We start from the raw sequence: 16,853 nt of genomic DNA on the forward strand, positions 1-16,853 counted from the left end.
GGTGCCGGCCGACCGCGAGACCGGACCCGTCAGGCCGGTCAGGCCGGTTCAGTCGCCCAGTGGCACCGCCGCCCGCTTGAGCGCCTGGCGGCGCTGCAGGTGATCGGGCATCACGCTGGCCACCACGTCCCAGAACTGCGGGCTGTGGTCCATGTGACGCAGGTGGCTGAGCTCGTGCACCACCACGTAGTCCACCATCTCCAGGCTCAGGTGGATCAGCCGCCAGTTCAGGCGGATGGTGCCGTCGGCGCTGGCGCTGCCCCAGCGCGTGCCGGCGCTGGACAGGCGCAGGGTCTTGTACCGCACGCCCAGCTGGGGCGCGAACTGCGCCAGCCGTTCGGCGAACACGCGCTTGGCCTGGCGCATCAGCCAGGCCTGGGCCACGTCGCGGATCTGAGCCTCGGTGGCCTGGGCGGGCAGGGCCAGGCGCAGCAGGGCCACGCCGTCGTCCCCCGGGGCACACAGCTCGGCGCCGGCCTGGGTGAAGCGGTGCGCCGGGTCCAGCACCAGGCGCAGGGTCTGGCCCAGGTAACCACATTCGGCGCCGTCGGCCCAGACGGTGCGCGCGCGGTCCAGCGCCTGGGCCCGTTCGCGGGCGCTGCGCAGTTTCTCCAGCACCCAGTCGGCCTTGTCGTGCAGCAGCGCCTCCACCTCGCCCAGCGGCGTCCAGCGAGGCGCGCTCACGGTGAGGCCGTCGGGGTTGACCGTCAGGCCGATGGTGCGGCGCTTGCCGCGCTTGAACTCGTAGGCCACCTCGCAGTGCCCCAGCTTGAGCAGGCGGTTGGCGCGCGGGTGGTGCCAGGTGCCGGGCTGGAACACCGCGCTCAGCGGCTCGGCGGGCACGGCGGTGGCGTCGGCCGGCGGGCGTGGGGCCACGGCGCGCGGGCCGGCCGGCCGGGGCGCGGGCACCACCGGCTCCGGGCCGGTCAGGAAGTCGAGCGCCAGTTGCACAAAGCGCTGCATGGGCGGGCTCAGAGGCTGGGAGGGAATGGGGCGAGCCCGAAAGGGCGTCCCGAAGCACGGCCGGCAAGGCGCAAAGCACAGCCGTAGCTCGGGCTACGGCGCGCATTTGCAACGCCGCAGGCGGGGTTTTGGGGCGCCAAGGCGGGCATGACCGATTTCCTCTCAGCCTCTCAGGCCTTGGCGGCTTCTGCGGGGTAAGCCGTGGGGTCGAGGCGCCGCATCTCGGTCTCGATCCAGTTTTCCACCTCGCGCATCAGCTCGTCGGGCTCACGGCCCACGCTGGGGATGGGCTTGCCGATCGAGAACTCGACCGTGCCCGGTTTTTTGATGAAGGCCTTGCGCGGCCAGCACTTGGCCGAGGTCACGGCGACCGGGATCACCGGCGCGCCGGTGCGGATCGCCAGCCGCGTGCCGCCGGTCTTGTAGGCGCCCTTCTCGCCGCGCGGGATGCGCGTGCCCTCGGGAAACATGATGACCCAGGTGCCCTGGTCGAGCAGGCGCTGGCCCTGCTGCACCACCTTGACGAAGGCGCGCGCGCCGTCGGCACGGTCGATGTGGATCATGTCCATGCGCGCCATGGCCCAGCCAAAGAACGGCACCTTCAGCAGCTCTTTCTTGAACACGAAGGCCAGCGGGTGCGGCATCAGCGCCGCCATGCTGAAGGTCTCCCAGAGCGACTGGTGCTTGACCAGCAGCACCGCCGGTGCAGTCGTGCCCACCGGCAGGTTCTCATAGCCGATGACCTGGTTGCGGATGCCCAGGATCACCGTGCCGCTGTTGACCGCGAGCTTGAGCCAGCCGGCGCACATCCAGTAAATCTGCGAGCTGTTGAGAAAGGGGGCGGCGATCACCACCGCCAGGGCCCACGGGATCACCGTGACGGCCATGAACAGCAGATGGAGAACGGAGCGGATGAAGTTCATGGCGTGCAGAAAAAGGGTTCGGTGCGGCGGCGCGTCACAGCGGCGCCAGGCCCGAGGCGCGGGCGTCGGCGGTCGGGTCCTGCGCCAGCAGCCAGTCGGCAAAGGCCGCCAGGTCGGCGTGCAGGCAGGTGCCGGGCGGCAGGCCCAGCAGCGCGGTGGAAGGCGGGGCCTGCGGCAGCAGCGTGTCCACCTGTCCGCGCAGGTGTTCGGACTTGCCGGTCATCAGCAGGTGGGTGGGGCAGCCGGCCACGGCCGCGGCCTGCACATGGCGCAGGGCGTTGCCGGCGGCGGGCACCTCGTCCAGCGGCACGCCAAAACGTGCGCCGATCTGCTCGAACAGCCCCGGCGACGGCTTGCGGCAGGTGCAGGCGTCTTCGGGCGCGTGCGGGCAGAAGAACACCGCATCGACCCGACCGCCCACCGCCGCCAGCGAGCGGTGCATCTTGGCGTGGATGGCGTTGAGCGAAACCATGTCGAACATGCCGCGCCCGATGCCGCTCTGGTTGGTGGCCAGCACCACGCGCCAGCCACCGTGGTTCAAGCGGGCCACGGCCTCCAGCGCGCCGGGCAGCGGCTCCCACTCGTCGGCCGAGGCCACGTAATCGTCGCGGCTGCGGTTGAGCGTGCCGTCGCGGTCGAGGATCAGCAGTTTCATGCGGTGCTCCTTCTGGGGTCCGTGACGGCCTGATCGTACGGCTTAGGCCGCGAGGCGCGACAAGTCGGCGACGCGGTTCATGGCTTCGTGCAGCGACTTCAGCAGCCCCAGGCGGTTGGCCTTGAGCTCAGCCTTGTCGGCATTCACCATCACGCCGTCGAAGAAGGCGTCGACCGGCGTGCGCAGCGCGGCCAGGGCCTGCAGGCTGGCGGTGTAGTCGCCCGCGTCGAACTGGGCGGTGGCGGCCGGCACGGTGGCCTGCATGGCGGCGTAGAGGTCTTTCTCGGCCGGCTCCACCAACAGCGCCGGGTTGACCGCGGCGCCCTCGCCTTCGGACTTCTTGAGGATGTTGCCGATGCGCTTGTTGGCCGCGGCCAACGCAGGCGCTTCGGGCAGCGCGGCGAAGGCGCGCACAGCCTGCAGGCGCTGGGCCACGTCGGCCAGGCGCTGCGGGCGCAGGGCCAGCACGGCGTCCACTTCCTGTGCGCTCGCGCCCTGCTCGCGCAGGCCACCGGCCAGGCGGTCGTAGATGAAGTCCTGCAATTCGTTGACGGCCCGCCCGTACTCAAACCCAGCGACCCCATTAAATTCTGCTGCTCCGATCCGAGTCAACGAGTCGACACTGAGGGGCAAATTTTTCTCAACCAGCATCCGGATCACACCCAGCGCATGGCGGCGCAGCGCAAATGGGTCCTTGTCGCCGGTCGGCAGGTTGCCGATGCCGAACATGCCCACCAGCGTCTCCAGCTTGTCGCCCAGCGCCACCACCAAACCCGTGATATTGCGCGGCAGTTCATCGCCCGAGAAGCGCGGCTTGTAGTGGTCTTCGATCGCAAACGCGATGTCTTCGGACAGGCCGTCGTGGCGCGCGTAGTAGCCACCCATGATGCCCTGCAGCTCGGGGAACTCGCCCACCATGTCGGTCAGCAGGTCTGTCTTGGCCAACATGGCTGCGTTACCAACGTTGCCATCAAAAACACCTTCGACACCTTGCTCCATGAGCTGACGAGAAATCTCACGAGCGATCGCCTCCACGCGCTCCATGCGTTCGCCCTGCGTGCCCAGTTTGTTGTGATAGACCACCTTGGCCAGGGCCGGCACGCGGCTCTCCAGCGTCTTCTTGCGGTCCTGGTCGAAGAAGAACTTGGCGTCGGCCAGGCGCGGGCGCACCACGCGCTCGTTGCCGCCGATCACGGCGCTCGCGTCGTCGGGGCTGATGTTGCTGACCACCAGGAAACGGTTGGTCAGCTTGCCCTGCGCGTCCAGTAGCGGGAAGTACTTCTGGTTGGCCTTCATCGTGAGGATCAGGCACTCCTGCGGCACGTCGAGGAACTGTTTCTCGAACTCGCAGATGAGCACGTTCGGGCGCTCGACCAGGGCGGTCACTTCATCGAGCAGCGCGTCGTCTTCGATGGGCTGGCAGCCACCGCCCACCTGGGCGGCCGCCGCGGCCAGCTGGCGCGCGATCTCGGCCTTGCGCTCGGCGAACGAGGCGATCACCGCGCCGTCCTTCGCCAGCGTCGCGGCATAAGCATCGGCGTCGGCCAACACCACCGGATCGACCGCCGCTTCAAAACGGTGACCGTGGGTCGCGTTGCCCGCCTTCAGGCCCAGGGCCTTGACCGGCACCACGTCGCCACCGTGCAGCGCGACCAGGCCGTGCGCCGGGCGCACGAAGTTCACGCTGGTCCAGCCGGGCAGTTCGCAGTCGGTTTCGAGCTGGTAGCTCATGACCTTGGGGATGGGGAGCTTGGCAATCGCTTCATCGAGGGCCTTCTGCAGGCCAGCGGCCAGGTCCACGCCCGGCTGCACGCTGTCGAAAAACAGGGCTTCGGCCTTGCCGTCCAGGGCGCGCTTGAGGCCGGCCACGGCCGAGGCGTCGGCGCCCAGACCCGCCAGGCGCTTGAGCAGCGCGGGCGTGGGGGCGCCGCTGGCGTCCAGCCCCACGCTGACCGGCATCAGCTTCTGCGACACGGCCTTGTCGGCGGCGCGCGGTGCCACGGCCGTCACGTGCGCGGCCAGGCGGCGCGGCGAGGCGAACGGCGTCACCACCGCATCGGCCGCGGCCAGGCCCTGGGCCTTGAGCTGGTCGGACAGCACGCCGGCAAACGCGTCACCCAGCTTCTTGAGCGCCTTGGGCGGCAGCTCTTCCACAAACAGTTCGACGAGGAGGTTCTTGTTTGTCATTCTTGGTGCTCCGGCTCAGGCGGCTTTCTTTTCGATCTGTGCCACCCACTCGCGCGGCGCCATGGGGAAGCCCAGGCGCTCGCGGCTCTCGTAGTAGCTCTGGGCCACGGCGCGCGCGAGGTTGCGGATGCGGCCGATGTAGGCGGCCCGTTCGGTCACGCTGATGGCGCCGCGTGCGTCCAGCAGGTTGAAGCTGTGGGCGCACTTGAGCACCTGTTCGTACGCCGGCAGCGCCAGCTGCTGTTCGATCAGGTGCTTGGCCTGTTTCTCGTGCGCACCGAAGGCGGTGAACAGGAAGTCGGCGTCGCTGTGCTCGAAGTTGTAGGTCGACTGCTCGACCTCGTTCTGGTGGTAGACGTCGCCATAGCTCAGCGTGGAGCCGTCGGCGCGCTTCGTCCACACCAGGTCGTAGACGTTGTCCACGCCCTGCAGGTACATGGCCAGGCGCTCCAGGCCGTAGGTGATCTCGCCGGTGATGGGCTTGCAGTCGATGCCGCCGACCTGCTGGAAGTAGGTGAACTGCGTGACTTCCATGCCGTTGAGCCAGACCTCCCAGCCCAGGCCCCAGGCGCCGAGCGTGGGGTTTTCCCAGTCGTCTTCGACGAAGCGGATGTCGTTCTTCTTCAGGTCGAAGCCCAGCGCTTCGAGCGAGCCCAGGTACAGCTCCAGGATGTTGCTGGGTGCGGGCTTGAGCACCACCTGGTACTGGTAGTAGTGCTGCAGGCGGTTGGGGTTCTCGCCGTAGCGGCCGTCCTTGGGGCGGCGACTGGGCTGCACGTAGGCGGCCTTCCAGGGCTCGGGGCCGAGCGCGCGCAGAAAAGTGGCGGTGTGGCTGGTGCCGGCGCCGACTTCCATGTCGTAGGGCTGGAGCAGGGCGCAGCCTTGCTGGTCCCAATAGGACTGCAGGGTCAGGATGATTTGCTGGAAGGTCAACATGCGGGTGTGGCCCGCGCGTGCGCGGACCCCGGAGGTTCTGGATGGAAGAACACGGCCGCCACCAGAGGGCGCGCCGGGCAAAGGGTGGATTTTACGGGGCGCGTGCTCAGCCGCGGCGGCCACGCGGGGCCAGCCGGCGCAGGCCCACGATGGCGGCCACCACGGACAGGCACAGCCCCCAGACCGGCCACAGGCCCCAGCGCCCGGCCCAGCGGGCGTAAGGGGTCAGGCCTTCGCGCCCCTCGACCTGGGCCACCAGCCGGTCGCGGGTCAGGCGCGGCAGCTGGTGGGTGACCACGCCGCGGTGGTCGATGGCCGCGGTCGCACCGGTGTTGGTGGCGCGCAGCATGGGGCGCCCCAGCTCCAGCGCGCGCAGGCGCGAGATCTGCAGGTGCTGGTCGATGGCGACGGTGTCGCCGAACCAGCCGATGTTGCTCAGGTTGACCAGCACGGTGGGCGCCGTGGCGGCGTCGGTGAAACCGGCGGCCAGTTCCTCGCCGAACAGGTCTTCGTAGCAGATGTTGGCCGCCACCCGCTGGCCGGCCCAGGCCCAGGCCGGCTGTGCCAGGGTGCCGCGGCTGAAGTCGCCCAGCGGGATGTTCATGAGCTCGGTGAACCAGCGGAACAGCGGCGGAATGAACTCACCGAAGGGCACCAGGTGGTGCTTGTCGTAGCGGTGGAAGCCTTCGCCGGGCAGCGCATCGGGCGCAGCGGCCAGCCGGGCGGCGGCACGACTGGCCACTTCGGGCGCGATGCCCCAGGCCGAATTGGTGTAACCGGACTCGAAACTGCCCAGCGGCAGCCCCAGCAGGGCCGCCACCGGGGGATGGCCGGGCGGCTGGCGGGCCAGCAGCGCCAGCAGCGGTTGCCAGAAATCGGCCCCGGCCTGCTGCGGCAGCAGGGGCACCGCCGTCTCGGGCGCCACCACCAGCTGCGGCGCGTCTGCCCTGGCGGCGCCGGCGCTCCGCACCGCGTCGGCCAGCTGCTGCGGATACCAAGCCAGCGCGGTGGCCACGCCGGTGCCGGGTTCGAACTTCTGGTCCTGCGGGATGTTGCCCTGCAGCAGCCACACGCGCAGCGGGCCGCTGGAGGTGGTGCCGCGCCGGCCCAGGTCGCGCCAGAAACCGCCCCCCAGCACGCTGGCCCACAGCACGGCCAGCAGCGCCAGCGACACAAGGCCCGCCGCCGTGTGCGGCCACCAGCGGGCAGACAACAGCGCACCCGGCGCGCGCGAGCGGGGCAGCATGCGCGCCCACAGGGCCGACAGCCCGTGCGGCAGCAACACCGCCAGGCTGTAGGCCAGCAAGGCCGCCACCGCCCCCATGCCGTAGACGCCCACCCAGGGCGCCCAGGCGGCCATCAGGTCGACCTGCGCATAGCCCCCGGCGCCCCAGGGAAAGCCGGTGAACCAGCGCCCGCGCAGCAGTTCGGCCAGGGTCCACAGCGCGGCGAACAGCAGGCCTTGCTGCACCCGCGAACGCGGCGCCCACAGCGCCAGCAGGCCCGCGGCCAGCGCGTAGTACAGCGCCAGCGCGCCGGCCAGCGCCAGCACGGCCAGCACCGCCAGCCAGGCCGGCAGGCCGCCGTAGGTGTGCAGGGACACGAACAGCCACCAGAAGCTGCCCGCCAGCCAGGCCAGGGCAAACACCCAGCCGCGCCAGGCCGCCTGCCCCACCCGGTGCACGTGGCGCAAGGCCCACGCCAGCACCGCGAGCGAGGCGATCTGCAAGGCGCCGCTGGGCTGGCCCGCGCTCAGGCCCGGCGGCACCCAGGCCGGCCAGGGCCAGGCCAGTGACGCGGCCTGCAGGCCACCGGCCAGCAGGCACAGCACGAACCACAGCGGCCCGCTGCCGCGGGCTTCGCGCCCGGGCGGCTGGCCGCTGAGGGCCGAGAAGGTGGACGGGGTGTGGAGGTTGCCGAACAGGCTGCGCATGGAGGCCAGATCCGGCGTGTGGAATCGATCAGGCGCCCACGGGCACCGGCATGACCTTGAACCACTTGACCGCGCCGCCCTTGCTGTGCAGCACCACGAAGCGCAGGCCGTCCCGCTCGTGCTCTTCGCCGCGCTTGGGCACGTGGCCCATGGTGTGCGCGATCAGGCCGCCGATGGTGTCGAAGCCGTCGTCGGCCAGTCGCAGGCCGAACTGCTCGTTGATGCGCTCGATGGCGGTGTTGCCGCTGATGCGCCAGGTACCGTCGGCCAGGGCGAAGATGTCGCCGTCGTCTTCGGCCACGTCGAACTCGTCCTCGATCTCGCCGACGATTTCTTCGAGCACGTCTTCGATGGTGATGAGGCCGGCCACGCGGCCGAACTCGTCGATGACGATGGCCAGGTGGTTGCGGTTGCCGCGGAACTCGCGCAGCAGGTCGTTCAGCCCCTTGCTCTCGGGCACGAAGGTGGCCGGGCGCAGCAGGGCGCGGATGTTGAGTTCGGGCGCGCGCTGCAGCTTGAGCAGGTCTTTGGCCAGCAGGATGCCGATGATGTTTTCGCGCTCGCCCTCGTAGACCGGAAAACGCGAGTGCGCGGTGTCGATGACCAGGTGCAGCAACTCGTCGAACGGGGCGTCGATGTTGAGCACGTCCATGCGCGGGGCCGCCACCATCACGTCGCCGGCGGTCATGTCGGCGATGCGGATCACGCCTTCGAGCATGACGCGCGATTCGGCGTTGATGATCTCGTTGTCCTCGGCCTCGGCGAGGGTCTCGATCAGCTCGTCCTTGGAGTCGGGTCCGGGATGGATGAACTCGGCGAGCTTTTGCAGAAAACCACGTTTGTCTTCATGCCGCAGGCTGCGCTGCGGCCCCGGACTGGGGGGTTGGTCGGCCACTGGGATACGGGGAAGTTGCTACAGCCGGCAAGGATACCCCATGGCCATGCCCCCGGCCAGACGGCGCCGCGGACGTTCAGCCGCGGGCTTTTTCTCGCGATTCGCGCACGCCCTGGCGGATTTCCTGCAGCAGGGCCAGTGCGTCCCAGAAGTGCTTGGCCTGGGCTTTGAGCTGGTAGTTGGTGATGGCCAGCTGCTCGTTGATGAGTTCGGTCACGCGCGAGTCGAAGTCGGCCGGCGGCAGGCGCAGGTGGGCTTCGCTCTCGGAGCCGTCGCGCTCGATCACCGCGCCGGCCTTGCGCGCGATCTTGAGCATGGCCGTGTTTTCCGACAGGGCGTGGATGAACAGCTGGCTCACGCCTTCGTTGCGGGCGTGCATGACGGCGCGCTCGAACAGGCGGCTGCCGTAACCCCGGCCGCGCGCCTGGCGCGAGACCGACACGCCGAACTCGGCGCAGCTGTGGCACTGCGGATCGACCGAAAACGCCAGGTGCGCCATGGCGATGAGTTCGAGCTTGCGGTTGAAGATGCCGAACAGCTCGTCGCGCTGGAAGTTCAGGCTGTCCACGTAGCGACCGATCTGCTCGTCGTTGGCCGAGTAGCCAAAGCGCAGGTAGCGGTCGTGCGCATCCAGCGCGAGCAGGTGCTGGCGCACGCGCTCCAGGTGCGCCGGCCCGATGGAACGGATCGGCACCACGGGCCCACCGGCCCGGGCGTCGCCGTGCACCGCGGCAGGCTGCGGCGGGGGGGTGTCGGGAGCGCGTGAGGGGGTGGACGTGACCATGGCGACAACTTTAAGGGTTTACCCCATATCGACAACTGGACGCCCTCTCTAAACCCCGTCAAAACCGACAGAAGGGTGACTTTTTGAGCGATTGGCTCTGCGGAATTGCTGCAATGCAGCAAAAAAGTGAGCCAATGCTCACACCGGAAGCGCGGTCGTGCTCTTGACGCGGTCCATGACGAAGCTGGTTTTGCAGTCCTGCACGCTGGGGTGCTTGAGCAGGGTGTCCATCATGAACCGCGAATAGGCGGCCATGTCGGCCACCACCAGGCGCAGCTGGAAGTCCATCTCGCCCGTGAGCGCGGCGCATTCCACCACCTCGGGCCAGTTCAGCACGCTGGCGCGGAACTCGTCCATCGGGTTGCGCTTGGCGGCGCCGCTGTGTTTTTCCAGCCGCACGTTCACATAAGCCGTCAGCCCCAGGCCCACGGCTTCGGGCTGGACCAGGGCCACGTAGCGGTGGATCACCCCCGCCTCTTCCAGCCGCTTGACCCGCCGCAGCACCGCGCTGGGCGAGAGGCCGACGGCGTCGGCGATCTGGTCGTAGGTGGCGCGCCCGTCGGCCTGAAGGCTGCGCAGGATGTGGCGGTCGAGCTTGTCCAGTGCTTGCATGACCATCATTTTGCAGGATTCGTGCGTATTGGACGAATGGCGCGCCCCATTTCGCAGCAATCGTGACACCCTGCGCTCCTACAGTGGCGCATTCAAGTCCAACACACAGGAGACCACCATGAACGCAGCACTGCCCGAGTCCGTCGCCCAGACCAGCCAGACCTGGGACAACCCCATGGGCACCGACGGTTTCGAGTTCATCGAATACGCCGCACCCGACCCCGCCGCCATGGGCGCGCTGTTCGAGCGCATGGGTTTCAAGGCCATCGCCCGCCACCGCCACAAGGCCGTGACGCTGTACCGCCAGGGCGGCATCAACTTCATCATCAACGCCGAGCCCGACAGCTTTGCGCAGCGTTTCGCGCGCCTGCACGGCCCCAGCGTCTGTGCCATCGCCTTCCGCGTGCAGGACGCCAAGGCCGCCTACGAGCGCGCCATTGCGCTGGGCGCCTGGGGCTATGCCCACAACGCGGCCCCGGGCGAGCTGAACATCCCGGCCATCAAGGGCATCGGCGACTCGATCGTCTATTTCATCGACCGCTGGCGCGGCAAGAACGGTGCCCAGGACGGCGAGATCGGCAACATCGGTTTCTACGACGTGGACTTCTACCCCCTGCCCGGCGCCGAGCTGAACCCGGTGGGCCACGGCCTGACCGTCATCGACCACCTGACGCACAACGTGCACCGCGGCCGCATGGCCGAATGGGCCGGTTTCTACGAGCGCCTGTTCAACTTCCGCGAGGTGCGCTACTTCGACCTGGAAGGCCAGCAGACCGGCATCAAGAGCAAGGCCATGACCAGCCCCTGCGGCAAGATCCGCATCCCGATCAACGAGGAAGGCAACGACAAGGCCGGCCAGATCCAGGAGTACCTGGACCGCTACCAGGGCGAGGGCATCCAGCACATCGCGCTGGCCTCGACCAACCTGTACGACACGGTGGACGCGCTGCAGATGGAGGGCCTGAAGCTGCTGAACACCAGCGAGACCTACTACGAGCTGCTGCCCCAGCGCATCCCGAACCACGGCGAAGACATCGCGGCGCTCAAGGCCCGCAACATCCTGGTGGACGGCGCGCCGGGCGAGCTGCTGCTGCAGATCTTCAGCGAGAACCAGCTCGGCCCGATCTTCTTCGAGTTCATCCAGCGCAAGGGCAACCAGGGCTTTGGCGAGGGCAATTTCAAGGCGCTGTTTGAGACCATGGAGCTGGACCAGATGCGCCGCGGCGTGCTCAAGGGCTGACCTTCGAGAAAGGGCGCAGGGTCGCGTTGCGGCTGGCCGTGGCGCTGCCACTGTCTGCGCCGCCACGCCTTGCCCTGCACCCTTTTCGAAGGTCCTGTGCAGCACCTCGCCTTTCCACTGGAGATTCCCATGGCTGTTGAACCCGTTGTCTACGGCGCCAGCGAGCGCCCGCCGCGCGGCGATTACGCCCGCGCCGGCGACGACTACACCTGCGCCCAGGACTGGTCGGCCTACACCGAGGCCGACCATCACACTTGGCGCCGCCTGTTCGAGCGGCAGAGCGCCCTGCTGCCCGGCCTGGCCTGCGACGCCTTCGTCCAGGCCTTGCCGTCGCTGGGTGCGCCCGGACAGATCCCGCGCTTCGAGGACATCAACACCCGCCTGTGGGCCGCCACCGGCTGGGAGATCGTGGCCGTGCCGGGGCTGATCCCGGAGCGCCCCTTCTTCGAACTGCTGGCGAACCGTCGCTTTCCGGTCACCGACTGGATCCGCCAACCCGAGGAGTTCGACTACGTGGTCGAGCCCGACGTGTTCCACGACCTGTTCGGCCATGTGCCGCTGCTGTTCGACCCGGTGTTCGCCGACTACGTGCAGCGCTACGGCCAGGGCGGGCTGAAGGCGCACGACCTGGGCGCGGGCGAGCTGCTCTCGCGCCTGTACTGGTACACCATCGAGTTCGGCCTGATCCGCCAGCCCGACGGCCTGCGCGCCTACGGCGCCGGCATCCTGAGCTCGGCCGGCGAACTGCGGCACAGCGTGACCAGTCCGACGGCCCGGCGCATCGCGCTGGACCTGCAGCGCTGCATGCGCACGCGCTACAAGATCGACGACTACCAGGCCACCTACTTCGTGATCGACGACTTCCAGCAGCTGTTCGACCTGACCGCGCCGGACTTCACGCCGCTTTACGCCGCGGTGCGCTCGCTCGGCGAGCTGCCGGCCGACGCCAGCATCGCCAGCGACTCGCCCATCACCCTGGGGTGAAAGGCCATGGCCACGTGCGGCACGCCGGGCAGGAGGCGGTTGTCCGCGCCGGCCAACGTGGCGGTGGTGGCCGGGAAGACGATGTTGTCGGCGTTGGAATACCAGCAGACGAAGGGCGGCCTCGCCCGCCCCGCCTCGCGTGCGCGCAGCGCCTGCAGCCACGCGCCGTCGATGCGCATCTGCCGCCCGTTGGCGGTGTGGCTCAGGTGCGCGAGCCAGGTGCCCTGGTGCGGCGTGCCGATGGTGACCACGCCGCACACCCGATCGGCCGCCCCCGGCGTGGCGGCCAGCCAGGCCCGCGCAGCCAGGCCGCCCATGCTGTGGCACACCAGCAGCGGCGGCCGCCCGGTCAGGGCCTGCGCGCGACGCACCGCGTCGTCGATCAGCGGCACGTAGCCGTCGATGGAGCCGAACACCGGCTCCAGGTTGACCGAGGTGTAGGGCAGGCCGCGCTGGCGCAGTGCGCGCATCCACGGCAACCACAGCCCCCGGTTGCACACGAAGCCATGCACGAGCACCACCGCCACGCGGCCCGGTGCGGGCGGCACATCGGCATCGGGCAGGGCATGCCAACGGAACGGCTGGCGCCACGAAAACACCCGGGGGGCCACCCGCACCTCGGCCCACCAGGCGCGCAGCAACTCGCCTGGCCTCAGCGGGGGCACCGTGTCCTGGCGGTTCACCCGCGCCATCAACGCGAACTGCAGCGCCAGCACCAGCGCGTAGCCCATCACGATGGCCGCAGCCCCCACCACCGCCAGCGTGGGCGCGTCGCGCCACCACCAGCGCAACCAGAGCCCCGCGCACACCAGGGATGACAAGGCCATGCCCTGCTGCAGGCGAGCCAGGGCAGAAGCGCGGTGCAGCGCCGGAGGGTTCGATGGACTCATGCGCCCACTATCGCACGCGGACGCGCACAGCTGGTTGCACTTGCGTAGGGGGCCGCATCTAGCCAGCGCAAAGCACCCGGCCTAGACTGGACCGCGCATGAACGCCCTGACGAACGCCCCCATCAGCGCCACCGATCGCATTCGGCAACAGCTGGAACGCGTGTCCCATCTGCGCACACAAGCCCGGCAAGACGGGCTGTCCACCGCCGTGCACCAGGTCAAGCAATTGCAAGCGCGGCGCTTTCGCGCCACCTACGCCGACTTCCTGGCCGATCCGCGCCATGTGGCGGCCACGGCGTTCTTTCTGGACGAGCTGTACGGCGAACACGACTTCGCGCAGCGCGATGCGCAGTTTGCGCGCATCGCCGGCGCCATTGAACGTCTGTTCCCCGAGGCGGTCGCCGATCTGGCGGTGGACCTGGCCGAGACCCATGCCCTGACCGAAACCCTGGACCACCAGCTGGCCGAGCACTGGCTCGCCCAAGACGAGCATTGCCCGTACACCGAGCGTTACGTGCGCAGCTGGCGTTTGACCGGCGGCCGCGCCGCACGCCAGCGGCAGCTGGCGGTGGTGCTGCACATGGGGCAAGAGCTGCAGCGCCTGACCCGCATGAAGTCGCTGTTGGTCGCACTCAAGCTCATGCGTGGCCCGGCCCAGGCCGCCGGGCTGGCCTCGCTGCAACAGTTCCTGGAACGCGGCTTCAGCGCCTTTGCCACCATGGGGGACGCGCGCCACTTTCTGGCCGCCATTGCGCAGCGTGAACAGCAGTGGATCGACACCCTGTTCGACGCCGATCTGCCGGCCTGCCAGGCCGAACTGGCGCGGGAACTGCAGCGCGCCTGAGGCGTGCACCGCTGTGCTTTGGGTGACAGTCGCCTAGGGCTGGCCCTGTGTGGGAAGGGCCTGCGCACCGCCAGAATGGGCGGCATTGTCCCTTCCCATCTGCGACCATGAACCGACCTTGGCTGGCCCACTACCCCCCCGGCGTTCCACACGACGTGGACCCGTCTCAGTACCGATCGCTCGCCGCCTTGCTGGACGAGTCGCTGCGCAAGAACGCAAAACACCCGGTGTCGGTCTGCATGGAGCGCTGGATGAGCTATGGCCAGCTCGACGAGCACAGCAATGCGGTGGGCGCCTGGCTGCAGGCCCAGGGTCTGGCCCCAGGGGCACGGGTGGCCGTGATGCTGCCCAACATCCCGCAGTTCCTGGTCACCATGGCGGCCATCCTGCGCGCCGGCTACACCGTGGTGAACGTCAACCCGCTGTACACCGCCCGCGAACTCGAGCACCAGCTGCGGGACTCGGGCGCTGAAGCCATCGTCATCCTCGAAAACTTCTGCCACACACTGGAAGAGGTCATCGACCACAGCCCCTTGCGCCACGTGGTGGTCGCCAGCATGGGCGACCTGCTCGGGTTCTGGTACGGGCGCTGGATCAGCTTCGCCGTGCGGCACCTGGCCAAGCTGGTGCCGCCATACCGCCTGCCCCTGAGCGGCCCCATTGGCGCGCGCCAGGTGGTCACCTTCCGGCAGGTGCTGGCCGACGGCGCCGCACGCGCCCTCAAACCCAGCCAGGCCACGCTCGATGCCGTGGCCTTCCTGCAGTACACCGGCGGCACGACCGGTCTGTCCAAAGGCGCGGTGCTGACCCACCGCAACGTCATCGCCGCGATCTTGCAGGCCGAGGCCTGGTTCCAGCCGGCGCTCGCCCGGGCAGGCAACGTGCACCAGACCAACGGCATCGCCGCGCTGCCGCTGTACCACATCTTCGCGCTCACGCTCAGCCTGCTGACCATCCGCTGGGGCGCGCACATGACGCTGGTGCCGAACCCACGCGACATCCCTGGCTTCATCGCCACGCTCAAGCGCCGCCCCTTTCACCTGCTGCCCGCGGTCAACACCCTGTTCAATGCGCTGCTGCAAGATCCCCAGTTCCGCCAGGTGGATTTTTCGCAGCTGCTGTTCGGTCAGGCCGGTGGCATGGCTGCGTCGGAAGCGACCGCTCGGCAGTGGCTGGCGGTGACCGGCAGCCCCATGATCGAAGGCTGGGGAATGAGCGAAACCTGCGCCATCGGCACCAACAACCCGGTGACCAGCCGGGAGTTCAGCGGCACCATCGGACTGCCACTCCCCGGCATCACCATCGCCATCAAAGACGACGACGGCAACAGCTTGCCGGTGGGCTCAGCGGGCGAGATCTGCATCCACGGCCCCAACGTCATGGTCGGTTACCACAACCAGCCCGAGGAAACCGCGCGCGCCTTCACACCGGACGGCTTCATGCGCACCGGCGACGTCGGCATCATGGACGCGCGCGGGTACACGCGCATTGTGGACCGCAAGAAGGACATGATCCTCGTGTCCGGATTCAACGTGTTCCCGAACGAGCTCGAACAGGTCATTGCCAGCTGTCCCGGCGTGCTGGAGTGTGCGGCCATCGGCATTGAAGACGCCAAGCAGGGGGAAGCGGTCAAAGTGTTCGTGGTGCGCAGCGACCCGACCTTGCGCGAGGAAGACGTGGCGCGCTTCTGCCACGACAACCTCACCGGCTACAAACGCCCCAAATACATCGAATTCCGGGACGAATTGCCCAAAACCAACGTCGGCAAGATCCTGCGCCGCGCTTTGCGGGCCTCGACGTGATGCGTTGCGTCTCAAAAACATGAGCACGCCCTCCATCCCCGAGGTACTGCAAGCGGCCGGCGCCACCGTTTTCGAACGCGGCTGGCTGTCCGCCAACAACGTGCTCATCCAGGGCCACGGGCCGTGTGCCCTGGTCGACTCCGGTTACTGCACCCACGCAGCCCAAACGCTGGCACTGGTGCAGCAGAGCCTGGGCGAAAGGCCGCTGGATCTTTTGCTGAACACCCATCTGCACAGCGACCACTGCGGCGGCAACGCCGCTTTGCAGCGCGACTACCCGAGATTGACGACCCTGATTCCCCCGGGGCAAGCCAGCGCGGTCAACGAGTGGGACACGAACGCCCTGACCTACCAAGCCACGGGTCAGCAATGCCCCCGTTTCACACACCAGGGCCTGCTCGAACCCGGCTCCACCATCCGCCTGGGCGATCACGACTGGGAGATCCACGGCGCCAAAGGGCACGACCCGCATTCCATCGTGCTGTTCTTGCCCGAGTGCCGCCTGCTTCTGTCGGCCGATGCACTCTGGCAAAACGGCTTCGGCGTGGTCTTTCCTGAACTGGAAGGTATTTCGGCGTTCGACGAAGTCGAAGAAACCTTGGGCCTCATCGAATCCCTGAATCCACAAACCGTCATCCCCGGCCACGGCAGTGCATTTCAGGACACTGCCGTTGCACTGGCCCGCTCCCGCTCGCGACTGCAGCAATTTCAGGATGCGCCGGACAAGCACCGGCGGCACGCGCTCAAAGTACTCATCAAATTCAAGTTGCTGGAGTGGCAGGAGATCGCGTATCCGACGCTGCTGGCCTGGTCACGAACGACGCCCTATCTGGCCCAGTTCATGCCCAAGGACGCCCAAGAGGCCGACGCTTGGCTGCGCGAACTGTTGAACGAACTCGAACGGAGCGCGGCCCTCCGCCAAGACGGACCGAGAATCCTGAACACCTGACTGGGGAACCTGGCGCAGCGATTCGACTTGGACGCCCTCGGGGCCGCGTCTTTAGAGGCGTATGGTGCCGAAGCCAGCGGCTAGATCCGAGGCCGTTGGTGGGTGCAGTTGCAAAAGACCAAGCTTTGCTTCGACCTTTACATCGCGCATGGCGACATTGATGCGCTTAAGTGCCCAATCCGGCCGAACAACAAATCGTTCTCCAGAAAGCCCAAACCCCCAGCCTCTGGTTAGAGACTGGGGGTATGGGTGGCTT

The 16,853-nt window shown here is 68.3% G+C and carries 16 protein-coding genes; 5 read left to right on the forward strand and 11 right to left on the reverse strand.

Annotated elements, in window-relative coordinates; all coding sequences use genetic code 11:
• Window positions 1-48 precede the first annotated feature (48 nt).
• The 9 genes from RMP09_RS22500 to RMP09_RS22540 form a co-directional block, all read right to left on the reverse strand.
• Window positions 49-963 carry a SprT family zinc-dependent metalloprotease gene (locus tag RMP09_RS22500; RefSeq protein WP_310568205.1) on the reverse strand — a complete coding sequence of 305 codons (915 nt, stop codon included), beginning with the start codon at window positions 961-963 and terminating at the stop codon, window positions 49-51.
• A 170-nt stretch (window positions 964-1,133) separates the two neighbouring features.
• Window positions 1,134-1,886: a lysophospholipid acyltransferase family protein gene (locus tag RMP09_RS22505; RefSeq protein WP_310568206.1), complete on the reverse strand. Its 753-nt coding sequence runs from the start codon at window positions 1,884-1,886 to the stop codon at window positions 1,134-1,136.
• A gap of 34 nt (window positions 1,887-1,920) precedes the next feature.
• The gene (gene gmhB, locus RMP09_RS22510; protein ID WP_310568207.1) at window positions 1,921-2,541 is read right to left on the reverse strand and encodes a D-glycero-beta-D-manno-heptose 1,7-bisphosphate 7-phosphatase; all 621 of its coding nucleotides are present in this window, start codon (window positions 2,539-2,541) and stop codon (window positions 1,921-1,923) included.
• A gap of 42 nt (window positions 2,542-2,583) precedes the next feature.
• Window positions 2,584-4,728 carry a glycine--tRNA ligase subunit beta gene (gene glyS / locus RMP09_RS22515; RefSeq protein ID WP_310568208.1) on the reverse strand — a complete coding sequence of 715 codons (2,145 nt, stop codon included), beginning with the start codon at window positions 4,726-4,728 and terminating at the stop codon, window positions 2,584-2,586.
• A 15-nt stretch (window positions 4,729-4,743) separates the two neighbouring features.
• The gene (gene glyQ / locus RMP09_RS22520) at window positions 4,744-5,664 is read right to left on the reverse strand and encodes a glycine--tRNA ligase subunit alpha (RefSeq protein WP_310568209.1); all 921 of its coding nucleotides are present in this window, start codon (window positions 5,662-5,664) and stop codon (window positions 4,744-4,746) included.
• Between the two features lie 106 nt (window positions 5,665-5,770).
• Entirely contained in the window at window positions 5,771-7,597 is a 1,827-nt protein-coding gene (lnt, locus tag RMP09_RS22525; RefSeq protein WP_310568210.1) for an apolipoprotein N-acyltransferase, read from the reverse strand.
• A gap of 28 nt (window positions 7,598-7,625) precedes the next feature.
• Window positions 7,626-8,492 (reverse strand): transporter associated domain-containing protein, encoded by an 867-nt coding sequence (locus RMP09_RS22530; RefSeq protein WP_310568211.1) that lies wholly within the window; start codon window positions 8,490-8,492, stop codon window positions 7,626-7,628.
• A gap of 76 nt (window positions 8,493-8,568) precedes the next feature.
• Window positions 8,569-9,276, reverse strand: coding sequence for a GNAT family N-acetyltransferase (locus tag RMP09_RS22535; RefSeq protein WP_310568212.1), 708 nt, complete (start codon window positions 9,274-9,276; stop codon window positions 8,569-8,571).
• A 138-nt stretch (window positions 9,277-9,414) separates the two neighbouring features.
• Window positions 9,415-9,888, reverse strand: a complete 474-nt coding sequence (locus tag RMP09_RS22540; protein ID WP_310568213.1) for an Lrp/AsnC family transcriptional regulator — start codon at window positions 9,886-9,888, stop codon at window positions 9,415-9,417.
• A gap of 118 nt (window positions 9,889-10,006) precedes the next feature.
• Between RMP09_RS22540 and hppD the strand changes: the two genes are divergently transcribed.
• Entirely contained in the window at window positions 10,007-11,128 is a 1,122-nt protein-coding gene (gene hppD / locus RMP09_RS22545) for a 4-hydroxyphenylpyruvate dioxygenase (RefSeq protein WP_310568214.1), read from the forward strand.
• Between the two features lie 129 nt (window positions 11,129-11,257).
• Window positions 11,258-12,112 carry a phenylalanine 4-monooxygenase gene (phhA, locus tag RMP09_RS22550; protein WP_310568215.1) on the forward strand — a complete coding sequence of 285 codons (855 nt, stop codon included), beginning with the start codon at window positions 11,258-11,260 and terminating at the stop codon, window positions 12,110-12,112.
• Here phhA and RMP09_RS22555 read toward each other — a convergent pair.
• Window positions 12,034-13,002 carry an alpha/beta fold hydrolase gene (locus RMP09_RS22555; RefSeq protein ID WP_310568216.1) on the reverse strand — a complete coding sequence of 323 codons (969 nt, stop codon included), beginning with the start codon at window positions 13,000-13,002 and terminating at the stop codon, window positions 12,034-12,036. The genes phhA and RMP09_RS22555 overlap by 79 nt on opposite strands.
• Window positions 13,003-13,099: 97 nt before the next feature.
• Between RMP09_RS22555 and RMP09_RS22560 the strand changes: the two genes are divergently transcribed.
• The 3 genes from RMP09_RS22560 to RMP09_RS22570 all read left to right on the forward strand — a co-directional run bounded on the left by RMP09_RS22560 (window position 13,100) and on the right by RMP09_RS22570 (window position 16,597).
• Window positions 13,100-13,846 (forward strand): FFLEELY motif protein, encoded by a 747-nt coding sequence (locus RMP09_RS22560; protein ID WP_310568217.1) that lies wholly within the window; start codon window positions 13,100-13,102, stop codon window positions 13,844-13,846.
• A 107-nt stretch (window positions 13,847-13,953) separates the two neighbouring features.
• Complete coding sequence (locus RMP09_RS22565) at window positions 13,954-15,648, forward strand: AMP-binding protein (protein ID WP_310568218.1); 1,695 nt, start codon at window positions 13,954-13,956, stop codon at window positions 15,646-15,648.
• Window positions 15,649-15,667: 19 nt separating this feature from the next.
• On the forward strand, window positions 15,668-16,597 hold the full coding sequence (locus RMP09_RS22570; RefSeq protein ID WP_310568219.1) for an MBL fold metallo-hydrolase: 930 nt from the start codon (window positions 15,668-15,670) through the stop codon (window positions 16,595-16,597).
• A 51-nt stretch (window positions 16,598-16,648) separates the two neighbouring features.
• Here the strand turns inward: RMP09_RS22570 and RMP09_RS22575 are convergent.
• Window positions 16,649-16,853 (reverse strand): hypothetical protein (locus tag RMP09_RS22575; protein ID WP_310568220.1); only part of this gene is annotated, 205 nt, incomplete at its 5' end.

Origin of the sequence: Hydrogenophaga sp., assembly GCF_031426985.1 — a bacterium.
GTDB lineage: Bacteria > Pseudomonadota > Gammaproteobacteria > Burkholderiales > Burkholderiaceae_C > Hydrogenophaga.

Coding starts and splice junctions, on each gene's coding strand:
- RMP09_RS22500 (WP_310568205.1), bottom strand. CDS start 963: ATGCAGCGCTTTGTGCAACTGGCGCTCGACTTCCTGACCGGCCCGGAG.
- RMP09_RS22505 (WP_310568206.1), bottom strand. CDS start 1,886: ATGAACTTCATCCGCTCCGTTCTCCATCTGCTGTTCATGGCCGTCACG.
- gmhB (WP_310568207.1), bottom strand. CDS start 2,541: ATGAAACTGCTGATCCTCGACCGCGACGGCACGCTCAACCGCAGCCGC.
- glyS (WP_310568208.1), bottom strand. CDS start 4,728: ATGACAAACAAGAACCTCCTCGTCGAACTGTTTGTGGAAGAGCTGCCG.
- glyQ (WP_310568209.1), bottom strand. CDS start 5,664: ATGTTGACCTTCCAGCAAATCATCCTGACCCTGCAGTCCTATTGGGAC.
- lnt (WP_310568210.1), bottom strand. CDS start 7,597: ATGCGCAGCCTGTTCGGCAACCTCCACACCCCGTCCACCTTCTCGGCC.
- RMP09_RS22535 (WP_310568212.1), bottom strand. CDS start 9,276: ATGGTCACGTCCACCCCCTCACGCGCTCCCGACACCCCCCCGCCGCAG.
- RMP09_RS22540 (WP_310568213.1), bottom strand. CDS start 9,888: ATGCAAGCACTGGACAAGCTCGACCGCCACATCCTGCGCAGCCTTCAG.
- hppD (WP_310568214.1), top strand. CDS start 10,007: ATGAACGCAGCACTGCCCGAGTCCGTCGCCCAGACCAGCCAGACCTGG.
- phhA (WP_310568215.1), top strand. CDS start 11,258: ATGGCTGTTGAACCCGTTGTCTACGGCGCCAGCGAGCGCCCGCCGCGC.
- RMP09_RS22555 (WP_310568216.1), bottom strand. CDS start 13,002: ATGAGTCCATCGAACCCTCCGGCGCTGCACCGCGCTTCTGCCCTGGCT.
- RMP09_RS22560 (WP_310568217.1), top strand. CDS start 13,100: ATGAACGCCCTGACGAACGCCCCCATCAGCGCCACCGATCGCATTCGG.
- RMP09_RS22565 (WP_310568218.1), top strand. CDS start 13,954: ATGAACCGACCTTGGCTGGCCCACTACCCCCCCGGCGTTCCACACGAC.
- RMP09_RS22570 (WP_310568219.1), top strand. CDS start 15,668: ATGAGCACGCCCTCCATCCCCGAGGTACTGCAAGCGGCCGGCGCCACC.